Source organism: Commensalibacter sp. B14384M2 (assembly GCF_016101865.1).
GTDB lineage: Bacteria > Pseudomonadota > Alphaproteobacteria > Acetobacterales > Acetobacteraceae > Commensalibacter > Commensalibacter melissae.
This window is the reverse complement of sequence record NZ_JACFPS010000002.1, coordinates 319,925-332,688: the sequence shown is the minus strand read 5'-3', so window position 1 is coordinate 332,688 and position 12,764 is coordinate 319,925. Positions and strand designations below refer to the sequence as shown.

Sequence of the window (12,764 nt, the reverse complement as noted above, 5' to 3'; positions counted from 1 at the left end):
TTAAATTTTATTGGTCATATACTTCTACTTGATTTAAATGTAATACATTTTCATCATAAAGACTTATTTTGACATACTGGGCGTTAATATTATTCACTCTTATAATTAATGGGTTGCCATCGGCTCCACCAAAAATAATTCCGTCAGGATAATCAGCGACAATTATCCAGTTTTCGTTATCATCAGATACTTCAACTTTTATTTTTGAGGCACGATCTTCAAAGTTTAGACGATTATAAATGATTATGTGTTTAATGTTGATTGTGCGGGGTAATTCCAGTTTCCACCAAGGGTTATATTCTGTTGCAGTATGAAAATTGTAATCTGGACCAATACGTCCATTAACTGCGCCCGCAGCATCTTTGTATATGTCATTGAATTTTGAAAATGCACAAACGGATGATTGTGAAGCTTTACCGCCAAGCGCCCAGTTCACGGCCTCAGGTTTTTTTATCCACCTTTCCTGAAGTGCAATTTCATTGAATTGTTGATAAAAACCTACATTTCCTGTTTTTTTTATTGTATCATGAATATATTGGTAAAAGTCATTGGGCTTAAGATTCTTTAGACCTCTTCTTAATGAAGAACGTGGATTGAAAATTGGATTGATACCATCATGTGTAATGCAACGTTCCACAAAATCTTTGCCTTTGACAGGATGGCATATCGTGCCATGAATGTTAACATATGGATCAAGATAGTAATAACCACTACAAAAATCATATGGTTGTAATTTGCAGAAGTTGCGCAATTCTTCCACAATAGGGTTTTCCATTTCAAAAACAGCTGATGGAATAAATCCCTCACAATATGGCCATATGATGGAATTATCATTATTGTATAGGTATGAAATCTCTTGTTTTTTCATAAGAAGATGGTCAATTGCCCGGGCGGATAGTGCCAATACCGGTAAAAAACAATATTTAGAATTTTTAAAATAGGGTGTTATCGTATCTTTGAAAACCCAATGATCCGGTATGCTTAAAATGTTGTGGGCAATTAAATCTGTCTGTTTTTTTTCAAGGGATGTTATTAAGGGGTCTAGATTAATATTTATTAAGACATCATTTTCAATCATTATATAATGATTATAGTTAGGCAAGGCTTTGCGTAAGGCATATAAAGGATAATCAGCGTTATACCATAAAGTTTTTTGACCGGGAATATTCGGGATATTGAATTCAGAAAAATCAGAGGTATGACCTATTTTAGGAAAATCACCTACATCCAAGATCTCCCTGCTTTCATCAGCAAGAATAACAAAATCAGCTTTGCTAAAAGAACCTTTAAGGCGTCTTGCCATATATTCGATATCATCATTCCAAATATGAGTTCTAAATGCAATAATAACACTCATTGAAAAAACCTTAAAATAAAATATTGAAAGTTAATATATATTTTGTAAGTGTTATTTTGTCTATTTTTATATTAAAAATAAAATTGTGTTATGTTTGTTTATGCAAGATATAAAAAATATTTCTTTAATAGATTTTTTCAGAAATATTTTAATTAAATAATACACGTTCAGGAAGTGATATGAAAAGCGTAATCAAAGAAATAAGACAAAAAAAATATAAATATTCATTAGGTATATTACTCATTTCAAGTGGTTGTTTTTCTGGGGCAGTTTATGCGCAGGTTGGTAATGGGGTTGATGCCTTAGCGTTTGGTGAGGTTGCTCAAGAAACCATGTCTTCAGAACCTGTTGTGGCGTCAAAAGGAATGGTTGTTTCGGCAAGTAATCTTGCTGCAAAAATTGGATCTGAGGTTTTAAAGAATGGTGGAAATGCAGCTGATGCAGCTGTGGCAGTTGCCTATGCAATGGCGGTTACCTATCCTGCCGCTGGAAATTTAGGGGGCGGGGGGTTCCTCACGCTTCGTTTACCAAATGGACAGGCTTATTTTATAGATTTTCGAGAGAAGGCGCCAAAAGCAGCAACTTCCAAAATGTTTGTTGACAGTAATGGAAAGAAAATGCCCAATGCTTCTATATTGGGATGGAAAGCTGTTGCTATTCCGGGAACGGTGGCAGGTATGGAAATGTTGCGTAAACGATGGGGAAGCAAGTCTCGTGCGGAATTAATGGCCCCAGCTATTAAACTTGCGCAAAATGGATATATCTTGACGCAGGAAGATATCGATCTGATGGCGACTTCTCTGTCTGATTTTGCCAAAGATCGCAATGCAGCTAAAATTTTTCTTAAATCAGATGGAAATCCATGGAAAAAAGGGGATATCTTTCGTCAAAAAGATTTGGCAGATACCTTGCAAACTATTTCAAAGCATGGGGAAGATGTTTTCTATCATGGTTCAATTGCAAAAAAAATAGTTGATGCCAGTAAAAAGCATGGTGGAATATTGTCCTTGAAAGATTTTGAAAATTATCATCCACGAATGATGCTGCCATTAACTTGTTCTTATCGAGGTTATCATATTGATACAGCCCCGCCTCCAAGTGGAGGGGGAATAGCTTTGTGCGAAATGTTAAATATTTTATCCGGTTATGATTTACATAAAATGGGTCTTCAGACAGTTCCTGCGGTGGAAAGACAGGTTGAAGCAATGCGTCGGGCCTATTCAGATCGGAGAGATTTGGGGGATCCAGAATTTGTTGATAATCCTGTAAAACACCTGAATGATCCCGATTATGCAGAAAAAATACGTCAAAGCTTGACCTTTAAAAAAGCGGTTGTTTCTTCCGACTTGATTCCCGGAAAGGTTACCGAGGTAACATCGTCGAATAAGAAGGAAGGAAAAGCAGTAATATCACATGAAAGAAATGAAACGACGCATTTTTCTGTTATTGACAAGGATGGCATGGCGGTTTCATTAACCTATACGCTTAATGGCTGGTATGGAGCGAGGGTTGTTGCTGGCAATACCGGTATAATTATGAATGACGAAATGGATGATTTCTCAACGGTGCCAGGTGAAGCAAATATGTATGGAATAATCGGGGGTAAGGCTAATGAAATTGCCCCGGGAAAAACGCCCTTATCTTCAATGACACCAACAATAGTTTCCAAAGACAATAAAGTCTTTATGGTAATAGGCAGTCCCGGGGGGTCAAGAATTCCCACTATTATTCTTTCTGTGATAACAGGTGTCATTGATTACAAAATGAATATTCAGCAGGCGATTAATCTTCCCCGTATACATGAACAATGGCAGCCTCAGGGAATTCAGCTTGAACATAATGCGTTAAGTGGTCAAGTTCGTAAAATTTTAAAAAGAAAAAACTATCCCTTGGATCTTTACTCTACTTGGGGAATTGCCGAAGGGATTCTTGTTGGACATGATAAAAACAGAAAGACTGTTTATTATGGCGGGATGGATTATCGTCATGCTGGCGGGGGAGCTATAGGATATTAATTTTTGATTATACATATAAAAAATAATTTTTTTGAAAATCAAAAAAAATACTTGCCAATTTTTTTTAATTTGTAATAGAAAGAAACTGGAAAGCTTGGGTGGACGAACACCTTGTGAACTCGGTCAGGTCCGGAAGGAAGCAGCCATCACGAGTATCGTTTGGGTCATTCAAGCTTTCCTTGGATTTAAGACAAATAAATTAGAATCTCAGGTAATTTAGTGGTATAATCAAAATTCGCAAAACCTGATTTTATCATATTTTCTGGAATGGTTGTTAATGAAAGATATTCCGGACGAGCAATTACCCACCCCAGATATAGAGTCTGCTGGATTATTTGAATCCTTATCGAGCGATGATTCTGAGATCAAACCCTCATCTGATGAAAAGTCTTATCGTGTCTTGGCACGAAAATATAGACCTCAGGATTTCAAGGATTTGATTGGTCAAGAAACGATGGTACGCACTCTGCGCAATGCTTTTGCAATGGGTAGAGTTGCTCATGCTTTTATGCTTACGGGAGTTAGGGGAGTTGGCAAAACAACAACCGCCCGTATTATCGCGCGTGCATTAAATTGTATAGGGGTTGATGGTCAGGGTGGACCTACGGCAGATCCCTGTGGTGTTTGTCCAAATTGCAAGGCAATTTTGGCAGATCGGCATCCTGATGTATTGGAGATTGATGCAGCTTCTCATACAGGTGTTGATGATGTAAGGGAAATTATAGACGGTTCACGTTTCCGTCCCATTCAGGCCAGGATGAAGGTTTATATCATTGATGAAGTTCATATGTTATCGCGTAATGCGTTTAATGCATTGTTGAAAACACTCGAGGAGCCACCTGACCAGGTTACATTCATTTTTGCGACAACTGAAATTCGCAAGGTTCCCGTAACGGTATTATCACGTTGTCAACGGTTTGATCTGCGACGTGTCCCGCAGGATCAGCTAAGTCAATTTTTTCAAAAAATTTCAAATCGGGAAAAAGTAAACATATCTGATGAGGCTATTCATTTGATTGCGCGTGCAGCTGATGGATCGGTCCGGGATGGTTTATCCTTGTTAGATCAGGCTATTGCACTTGGCCGTGCCACTATCCCTGATCAGCCAGAAAATGATAAACTGGATCATGAAATTACGGCTGAAGCTGTTTCAGGCATGTTGGGATTTGCGGATAAAACCCTAATATTCGATTTACTTGAAGCAATTATGTCAGGAAAAGCTGATCAGGTTCTAAGCTTGACTGAACAGGCTTATGCAGGTGGCGTTGATCTGGGCGTGTTATTATCCGATCTTCTGGAACTAATTCATCTTCTTTCAAGAATGAAATCATTGCCAAATTTGCGAAATGGTTCTGAGCTATCAGAACTTGAACGAAATCGTGGTGGTCATCTGGCTTCCACACTTTCCATACCCCTATTGGGTCGCGCATGGCAAATGCTGCTTAAAGGGATTAAGGAGGTTGATATGGCTCCCAATCGTAAGGCAGCAGCTGAAATGATTTTGATTCGTTTATGTTTTATAGCCGATTTACCCACTCCTGGTGAAATAATCAAGCATTTATCCAATTCCCCTGAACAGAAGTCAGACCAATATTCTCATCATTCCTCATTATCATCTTCAGATATGCAATCATCAAAGCCAACGTCATTGGTATCTGTATCAAAAGGGGGTAGCAATTTTCATGGATATGATAAAGCTTATGCCATAAATCCATTGATACAACCAAAATCTGAAGTCCTGTCATTGCCTAAACAAAATCCCGAGATCGAAAATCCTCGAATTTTATGGAACAGTTGGCGGGAAATTATATCTTTTGTAAAGCAGCAACAGGCTGCAATTTTGCATGCCCATTTACGTAATGCGGTTCATCTGGTTAAATTCGCACCACCAATGATTGAAATAAGAATTGAAGATAGGGCTCCCGCAAATCTGCCCCAACAATTATCAAGATTGTTGAATGAACATTCAGGGTTGCGATGGACAATTGTTCTTTCCCAGCAAAAGGGTGAACCAACCTTGATGGAACAGGAATCTTTACAGGTTCAGGCCGATTTTGACGAAGTTGCATCTGAACCAATCGTAAAAGAAATTATGCGTATATTTCCTGGGGCTGTTGTTAATAAGGTTATCAATCCACATCTTGATGAATATGGTCTATTTCCAGAACACAATTCATTTACAGACAGGGATGAGCAAAGTATGTCAGATCTTGAAACTGAAAAAAAATCAGCAATGATAGATGATTTTGACGAATTGACATATAATTAGTCCCAAAATTAAATTTTGAAAGAGAATTGAATGAAAAATTTTGCCAATCTTATGAAACAAGCTTCTCAAATGCAAAGCAAGATGACCGAGATGCAAGAAAAGCTTGCCGCCATTACAATTGAGGGTGTTTCAGGGGCCGGTATGGTAACTGTAACATTGGGTGGAAAAGGTGACATGAAATCTATAAAAATCGATCCGAAATTGGCTGATCCGGCTGAAATGGAAATGTTGCAGGATCTTATTGTTGCAGCTTACAGTGACGCACGTAGGCGACTTGATGAAACAACACAGGAAGAAATGCAGAAAGTTACCGGGGGAATAAATCTTCCTGAAGGTTTAAAATTTCCTTTCTGATTGACCAGAAGTTATCTTGTGAATATGGGTAATAAAGGTAATTTTTTGTTAGTTAATTATCTTGGTAAGAAGAGGGTATCGTGGGTGGTCCGGAAATTGAACGGCTAATTTCTTTATTTGGTAAATTACCTGGTTTTGGACCACGTTCGGCGCGTCGTGCTGTTTTGTCATTACTAAAACAGCCACATTCCCGTATGATTCCCTTGGCAAACGCGTTAGAACAGGCAGCCAAGATGGTGAGAATCTGTTCTTCCTGTGGTAATTTGGATAGCAGTGACCCATGCCAGATCTGTAATGATTTAAATCGTAATCGTGAATTGATTTGTATCGTTGAGACAGTTGGGGATTTATGGGCACTGGAAAAAACCGGAGCGTTCAGGGGCTATTATCAGGTGTTGGGCGGCACTTTATCCCCCTTGGCTGGGGTAGGGCCAGAGGATTTAAATCTAGCGCCTCTTTTAAAACGGTTGAAGCGCAATGAAGTCAAGGAAATTATTCTTGCACTAGGTGCTACGGTTGAGGGTGTAACAACTATGCATTGGCTATATGATCAATTGTTACCCTGGCATGTAAAAATTACCCGTGTTGGTCAAGGCATTCCAATGGGTGGCTCACTGGAAATTCTTGATGAAGGAACCCTGACAGCGGCTTTGACCGCCAGACGTCCAGCTTAGTTATGCAAATTCGTGATTTTTTACTGCAAAAATCATGTTGTTTATGATAATAAGTTGCATCTTTACAAAATAAAGGAAAGTTCTGTGTCCAATCAAGGGAGATCAACTAATTTTTTCCCAGTTTCTGATTCACTCCCTAAAGTTGCTTTTATTACGGGAGCGACCGTAAGGTTAGGGCGTGAAATTGCTTTAACCTTGGCAAGATTTGGATTTGATATTGTTTTACATGCTCGTAAGCGCACTCAAGAAGCTGAAACATTGATAGAGGAAATTCGGCAGCTTGGGAGAAATGTAATTCTACTGACAGCCGATCTTTCCGATGCTGATCAGGTTAAACGCATGATTGAACTGGCAGTAGATCAATTGGGATCAATAGGTATTCTGATTAATAATGCAAGTGTATTTGAGCGCGATGAATGGGATAGTGTAACCTTGCAATCCTGGCAAGAACATTTAATGCCCAATTTATGGGCCCCTTTTCAGTTAATTCAGGATTTTGCAAAATTATTACCGAAGCAATCTAGTGGATGTGTTATTAATTTGCTTGATCAACGTGTATGGTCTCTAACACCACATTTTGTCAGTTATACAGTTTCCAAATCCGCATTATGGACATTAACACAAACAATGGCCCTAGCATTGGCACATAAATCAATTCGAGTCAATGCTGTTGGACCCGGTCCAGCAATGGCTCATAAACGTCAAACCGCCGAACAATTTGCCAATCAATGCAAATCTGTTCCGTTGCAGCGTGGCACGTCTGCACAGGAAGTGGCGCGAGCGGTACTAAGCTTGATATGTTTACCATCTGTGACGGGACAGATGATCGCTTTGGATGGAGGGCAACATTTACAGTGGTCACCGACATTAATGCCAGATAAAAACGAGTAAAACAGGATTTATTTATGAATTTTTCCCTAGTATGGTCAGGGCATTATGACATACCCTTACGTCGTATTTTTATTCGTGACTTAATTTTGATGGCACGTATAGGTGTTTATGATTTTGAACAGGAAAATACTCAGCGTATTCAATTGAATATTTCCATTGGAATTCAGGAAGAAAAAGGCGTTGGTCCAGACATTTTATCCCGGACGGTATCCTATGCGGATATTGTTGATGATGTAAAAGACACTGTTCTTCAGACCCATTTTCATTTGGTCGAAACGTTGGCTGAGACCTTGGCTGACCGTATCTTGAAAGATAAGAGGATTCAGGTTGTTCGCGTCATGATTGAAAAACTGGATATTATTCCGGAGACAGCTGGGGTCGGCGTTGAAATTGAACGATGGAATAGATAAAGTCTGCTATTAATACCAGAAAATTTGCAAAATACTTTTTTATCTTTAATTGATTAAATACAAATTTATTAAAATTCAAGTTTGTTATGCTATCAAATGCGATTTAAATGGTAAGACTGGTTAATGTATTTATAATCAGAAAAGAGGAATTCATAATGAATTCCTGTATCATTTTTAAGAATCGTTATCGTCGTCGTTATTTTTAATTGCTTCTATTTCAGAGCCGATAGCATCAACATCGTCCTCAAGATCTGAAGCATCCTCAATTACATCATCGACATCAGCATCTGAATTTTCCAGATCATCAGTATCAATCATGGTATCGATTTCTTTTTCTTCGTCCAGATTGCCGCTTCCTTCAATTTGACGATGACGAGGTAGTTCAATGGGTTGTTCAGTGCCACATTTTGGGCATACAGGTAACATTTTGTTTAAATCATAAAAACGAGTCCCACAAGCACAACATGTTCTTTTAATACCCAATTCTAGCTTGACCATTTATGTATCCTGTTCTCTGATCGAAAAAATAAAACATAAATATGGCGAAATGCCAGTTTATTGTCTTATTGTCAAATGATAAAATACGATTTGTTGATTTAAATCAAAGTTTTTTTTGTTTTTATACTCTATTTGTTAAATTGGAAAATAAAATTATGACAGTTACTCACTCAAAACAACCACTTGTTGTTTCTTTTCTACAACAACCTTTAAAAGGTAAAGTGAATGTTCCAGGTGACAAATCAATCAGCCATCGTGCTCTAATGTTATCGGCTCTGGCAAATGGAGAAACAAAAATCACGGGATTGCTTGAGGGTGAGGATGTTATGCAAACCGCTCAGGTCATGCGTGCTTTGGGAGCAATTATTCATCAAAAGGCACCCGGTGAATGGCACGTTATAGGCAAGGGGGTTGGATATCTGAATGAACCCGATGATGTTTTGAATATGGGAAATTCCGGAACGTCGGCGCGGTTGTTGAGTGGGATTTTATCAACACATAATATTTTCAGCGTTATGACAGGTGATTGCAGTTTGAGAAAACGCCCCATGAGAAGAGTTATAGAACCCTTGAGCCAGACTGGTGCCCAGTTTATTACGCGCGATGGGGGACGTTTGCCTATGGCGATCAAGGGAGTGGAAAAGGCTAATCCCGTTACATACCGGTTACCTGTTGCGTCTGCCCAGGTAAAATCCGCCATTTTGTTGGCGGGTCTAAATGCCAATGGCATGACAATTGTAGAAGAACCGATTGCAACAAGAGATCATACAGAAAATATGTTGAATCATTTTGGGGTTAAGGTTGATATTAGCACCTTAGCTGAAAAAGGGCGCAAAATCTGTTTGCAAGGCCCAACAAAACTAGTAGCTAAAGATGTTAATGTTCCAGGTGATCCATCCTCTGCTGCATTTTTGATGGTAGCTGGCTTGATTATTTCCGGATCAGAAATACTGATAGAGAATGTTGGACTTAATCCTTTGAGAACCGGGATAATTGAAGCGTTGAAAATGATGGGAGCAAATTTGCAGATATCTAATAAGCGTCAGGAAGGTGGTGAAATAACGGGTGATATCATTGTTAAAAACACGACATTAAAGGGTGTTGACCTTCCGGCTTCAATTGTCCCATCCATGATAGATGAATTTCCAATTCTATCGGTTGCTGCTGCGTATGCCAAAGGCGAGAGCCGTTTTAGAGGATTGGCAGAATTACGGGTTAAGGAAAGTGATCGGTTTAATAGCATCATAAACATGTTGCGGAAAAATGGTGTTTCTGTTGAATCTCACGGAGATGATATGATTATTGAGGGTACCTTTGGTAATATTCCAGGGGGAGGCGAAGTTGAAACCCATATGGATCATCGATTGGCAATGAGCGCTTCAATCTTGGGATTGGTTGCAAAAAAAACGATAACTATCGATGATATTCGTTTTATACGCACCAGTTTTCCTGGATATTTTGAATTGATGAATTCACTGGGGTGTGGATTTCAAATATAAAATATAATTATAACTTAATATAAAGGCTAATGAATATTCATTATGAATAAAAATATAATTATAGCAATCGATGGACCTTCAGGTGTGGGAAAGGGAACATTGGCCAAGTCAGTAGCTGATTATTTTCATTTACCTTATCTTGATACGGGATTGCTTTATCGGGCAGTTGGTAGAAAAATGCTGGATGCAGGTGAAAAACCAGATTCCAAATCTGTCCTGGCTTTTGCTGAAAATCTTCAAGAAAAAGATTGGTTAAGAAATGATCTGCGTATACCTGAAGTGGATAAAGCGGCCAGCCAGGTTGCTGCCAATCCAAAAATCAGAGCCGCTTTATTAAATGTTCAACGCAATTTTGCCATGTTAAGAGGCGGGGTTATGGATGGTCGGGATATTGGAACGGTCATTTTTCCTTCCGCTGATTTTAAATTTTATCTTACGGCCTCACCAAGGATACGGGCAGAAAGACGCTGGTTGCAATTTGCTAATTCTTCAAAAGCCGAAAATAAAGAACAGCAGATTAACAAAATAGAGATGGATTTGAAAACCAGGGATGAAATGGATTCGTCTCGAGAAGTAGCTCCGTTAAAACCTGCAGAGGATGCTATTGTAATTGATACAGATCATTTGACAGCTCTGGAGGTTCTAGAAAAAGTGGTTAATAAAGTAAAAAGACATAATAATTGTTAAAAAGATAAGAAATTTAAATTTATCTTTAATAAATTATTGAAAAAAAAGTAACTTCCTTATATGCTCCCCTCTATTCTTAAAGAATAGAATAAAATATTTTTTCGTTGAAATTGTTTCATGAATTCAATCGTGAAAAAGTCGTATTTTTATAAATAGATTCATTCTATTTTGGAAACGCGCAAATTAAAGTCTGTATATAAAAGGCAATATTTGTCTTTAAATGTGACTGGGATTACAGAAACTCATGGCTGCAGCCACCACACAAACCCCTAATGATCATTTTGGTGGGGAAGATTTCGCTACGCTTTTAGATGAAACCCTTGGACAAGATATTGGGTTCGAAGGCTCCGTTGTTGTAGGTAAAATTGTTCGTTTAACGGATGATTATGCGATCGTTGATGTCGGTTTAAAAAGTGAAGGACGTGTTCCTTTAAAAGAATTCGCACCTGCGGGTGTAAAGGCAGAAGTTAAACCAGGCGATATGGTTGAACTTTATGTGGAACGTTACGAAGATCGTGACGGTTCAATTCTGCTTTCACGTGAAAAGGCACGTCGTGAAGAGGCATGGTCTGCTCTTGAAAAAGCATTTGAAAATAACCAACGCATAAACGGAACCATTTTCGGTCGTGTCAAAGGTGGATTTACTGTTGATTTAGGTGGGGCAATGGCTTTCTTACCTGGATCACAAGTTGATATTCGCCCTATCCGTGATATCAACCCCATGATTGGTGTAGCACAGCCTTTCCAAATTTTGAAAATGGATCGTGCCCGTGGGAATATTGTTGTTTCTCGTCGTGCGGTATTGGAGGAAACACGTGCTGAACAACGCAGCGAGTTGATACAAGGATTAAAAGAGGGCATGATTCTGGATGGTGTCGTAAAGAACATCACGGATTATGGCGCCTTTGTTGACTTGGGTGGTGTTGACGGATTATTGCATGTCACGGATATAGCCTGGAAACGTGTCAATCATCCAGCTGAAGCTTTACAGATTGGTCAGCCGGTACGTGTTCAGGTTATTCGTTTCAATCCTGAAACTCATCGTATTTCTTTGGGTATGAAACAGCTTGAAGCTGACCCATGGGAAAATGTCACAACAAAATATCCTGTTGGCTCACGATTTACTGGTCGCGTTACAAACATCACGGATTATGGCGCTTTTGTTGAATTGGAACCTGGAGTCGAGGGGCTTGTTCATATTTCCGAAATGTCTTGGACAAAGAAAAATGTTCATCCCGGCAAAATTGTATCAACATCTCAGGAAGTTGATATTGTTGTATTGGATGTTGACAGTTCAAAACGTCGTATTTCATTAGGTTTGAAACAGGTTCAACCAAATCCTTGGCAACAGTTTGCTGATACACATCAGGTTGGTTCTGAAATTGAAGGTGAAATCCGCAATATCACCGAATTCGGCCTGTTTATCGGTCTATCAGCCGATATTGATGGTATGGTTCATATGTCTGATCTTTCATGGGATGAACCTGGTGAAGTTGCTATTACTCACTTTAAAAAAGGTGACGTTGTTAAAGCAAAAGTACTTGATGTGGATGTTGAAAAAGAACGTATTTCATTGGGTATCAAACAGTTAAGTGAAGATTCTGTTGCAGATGCACTTGCAAAAGTCAACAAGGGCAGTATTGTTACATGTACCATCACTGGTATTCAACAAAATGGTATTGATGTAAGTGTTAATGATATTTTAAGTGGATTCATACGACGTACCGAACTTTCTCGTGACAAGGCGGAACAACGTCCGGAACGTTTTAATGTCGGTGACCGTGTAGATGCTAAGGTTGTTTCAATTGATAAAAATGCACGTCGTTTAACCTTAACGATTAAGGGACGTGAAGTTGAAGAGGATAAACAGGCTATTTCTGATTATGGGTCTTCAGATAGTGGCGCTTCCTTGGGAGACATTCTTGGAGCAGCTTTCCGACGACGGAATGAAAACGAGCCGGATGTAGAATAGGATTTTTATATTTTTAACTTTTAAAAAACAGGCTTTGTAAAAAGTCTGTTTTTTTTATTGATACAATTTATTCTTTTAATGAAAACTGTTAAAAGATAATTTTTATAATTTTAAAAAATTATAATTCAAATTGGTTGT

Annotated in this window: 11 protein-coding genes and 1 other RNA gene; 10 read left to right on the top strand and 2 right to left on the bottom strand. The window is 38.7% G+C overall.

What is annotated here, in order from left to right:
* Positions 1 to 7: 7 nt before the first annotated feature.
* Entirely contained in the window at positions 8 to 1,357 is a 1,350-nt protein-coding gene (locus tag H3R33_RS05275) for a discoidin domain-containing protein (protein WP_198184792.1), read from the bottom strand.
* Between the two features lie 179 nt (positions 1,358 to 1,536).
* Here H3R33_RS05275 and ggt point away from each other — a divergent pair, with 179 nt between their 5' ends.
* The 7 genes from ggt to folB all read left to right on the top strand — a co-directional run bounded on the left by ggt (position 1,537) and on the right by folB (position 7,970).
* The gene (gene ggt / locus H3R33_RS05270) at positions 1,537 to 3,372 is read left to right on the top strand and encodes a gamma-glutamyltransferase (protein ID WP_198184793.1); all 1,836 of its coding nucleotides are present in this window, start codon (positions 1,537 to 1,539) and stop codon (positions 3,370 to 3,372) included.
* Between the two features lie 87 nt (positions 3,373 to 3,459).
* Positions 3,460 to 3,554, top strand: an RNA gene (gene ffs, locus H3R33_RS05265) — signal recognition particle sRNA small type.
* Between the two features lie 95 nt (positions 3,555 to 3,649).
* The gene (locus tag H3R33_RS05260; protein WP_198184794.1) at positions 3,650 to 5,641 is read left to right on the top strand and encodes a DNA polymerase III subunit gamma/tau; all 1,992 of its coding nucleotides are present in this window, start codon (positions 3,650 to 3,652) and stop codon (positions 5,639 to 5,641) included.
* Positions 5,642 to 5,671: 30 nt separating this feature from the next.
* Positions 5,672 to 5,995, top strand: a complete 324-nt coding sequence (locus tag H3R33_RS05255) for a YbaB/EbfC family nucleoid-associated protein (protein ID WP_110438740.1) — start codon at positions 5,672 to 5,674, stop codon at positions 5,993 to 5,995.
* A gap of 80 nt (positions 5,996 to 6,075) precedes the next feature.
* On the top strand, positions 6,076 to 6,669 hold the full coding sequence (gene recR / locus H3R33_RS05250; RefSeq protein WP_198184795.1) for a recombination mediator RecR: 594 nt from the start codon (positions 6,076 to 6,078) through the stop codon (positions 6,667 to 6,669).
* Between the two features lie 84 nt (positions 6,670 to 6,753).
* Complete coding sequence (locus H3R33_RS05245; protein ID WP_198184796.1) at positions 6,754 to 7,560, top strand: SDR family oxidoreductase; 807 nt, start codon at positions 6,754 to 6,756, stop codon at positions 7,558 to 7,560.
* 14 nt (positions 7,561 to 7,574) lie between these two features.
* Positions 7,575 to 7,970: a dihydroneopterin aldolase gene (gene folB / locus H3R33_RS05240; RefSeq protein WP_155580185.1), complete on the top strand. Its 396-nt coding sequence runs from the start codon at positions 7,575 to 7,577 to the stop codon at positions 7,968 to 7,970.
* A gap of 174 nt (positions 7,971 to 8,144) precedes the next feature.
* Here the strand turns inward: folB and H3R33_RS05235 are convergent, their stop codons facing one another.
* Positions 8,145 to 8,468: a TIGR02300 family protein gene (locus H3R33_RS05235; RefSeq protein WP_122123317.1), complete on the bottom strand. Its 324-nt coding sequence runs from the start codon at positions 8,466 to 8,468 to the stop codon at positions 8,145 to 8,147.
* A 155-nt stretch (positions 8,469 to 8,623) separates the two neighbouring features.
* On the opposite strand from H3R33_RS05235, the gene aroA reads away from it, so the two are divergent.
* The 3 genes from aroA (at position 8,624) to rpsA (ending at position 12,626) form a co-directional block, all read left to right on the top strand.
* Positions 8,624 to 9,967, top strand: a complete 1,344-nt coding sequence (aroA, locus tag H3R33_RS05230) for a 3-phosphoshikimate 1-carboxyvinyltransferase (protein WP_198184797.1) — start codon at positions 8,624 to 8,626, stop codon at positions 9,965 to 9,967.
* Between the two features lie 42 nt (positions 9,968 to 10,009).
* Positions 10,010 to 10,654, top strand: a complete 645-nt coding sequence (cmk, locus tag H3R33_RS05225; protein WP_198184798.1) for a (d)CMP kinase — start codon at positions 10,010 to 10,012, stop codon at positions 10,652 to 10,654.
* A gap of 244 nt (positions 10,655 to 10,898) precedes the next feature.
* Positions 10,899 to 12,626, top strand: a complete 1,728-nt coding sequence (gene rpsA, locus H3R33_RS05220) for a 30S ribosomal protein S1 (RefSeq protein WP_110438746.1) — start codon at positions 10,899 to 10,901, stop codon at positions 12,624 to 12,626.
* Positions 12,627 to 12,764: the final 138 nt, after the last annotated feature.

What these genes read in the sequence shown, in the direction of transcription:
- H3R33_RS05260 (WP_198184794.1), top strand. Translation starts at nt 3,650, where the DNA reads ATGAAAGATATTCCGGACGAGCAATTACCCACCCCAGATATAGAGTCT.
- folB (WP_155580185.1), top strand. Translation starts at nt 7,575, where the DNA reads ATGAATTTTTCCCTAGTATGGTCAGGGCATTATGACATACCCTTACGT.
- H3R33_RS05255 (WP_110438740.1), top strand. Translation starts at nt 5,672, where the DNA reads ATGAAAAATTTTGCCAATCTTATGAAACAAGCTTCTCAAATGCAAAGC.
- rpsA (WP_110438746.1), top strand. Translation starts at nt 10,899, where the DNA reads ATGGCTGCAGCCACCACACAAACCCCTAATGATCATTTTGGTGGGGAA.
- ggt (WP_198184793.1), top strand. Translation starts at nt 1,537, where the DNA reads ATGAAAAGCGTAATCAAAGAAATAAGACAAAAAAAATATAAATATTCA.
- H3R33_RS05235 (WP_122123317.1), bottom strand. Translation starts at nt 8,468, where the DNA reads ATGGTCAAGCTAGAATTGGGTATTAAAAGAACATGTTGTGCTTGTGGG.
- cmk (WP_198184798.1), top strand. Translation starts at nt 10,010, where the DNA reads ATGAATAAAAATATAATTATAGCAATCGATGGACCTTCAGGTGTGGGA.
- aroA (WP_198184797.1), top strand. Translation starts at nt 8,624, where the DNA reads ATGACAGTTACTCACTCAAAACAACCACTTGTTGTTTCTTTTCTACAA.
- H3R33_RS05275 (WP_198184792.1), bottom strand. Translation starts at nt 1,357, where the DNA reads ATGAGTGTTATTATTGCATTTAGAACTCATATTTGGAATGATGATATC.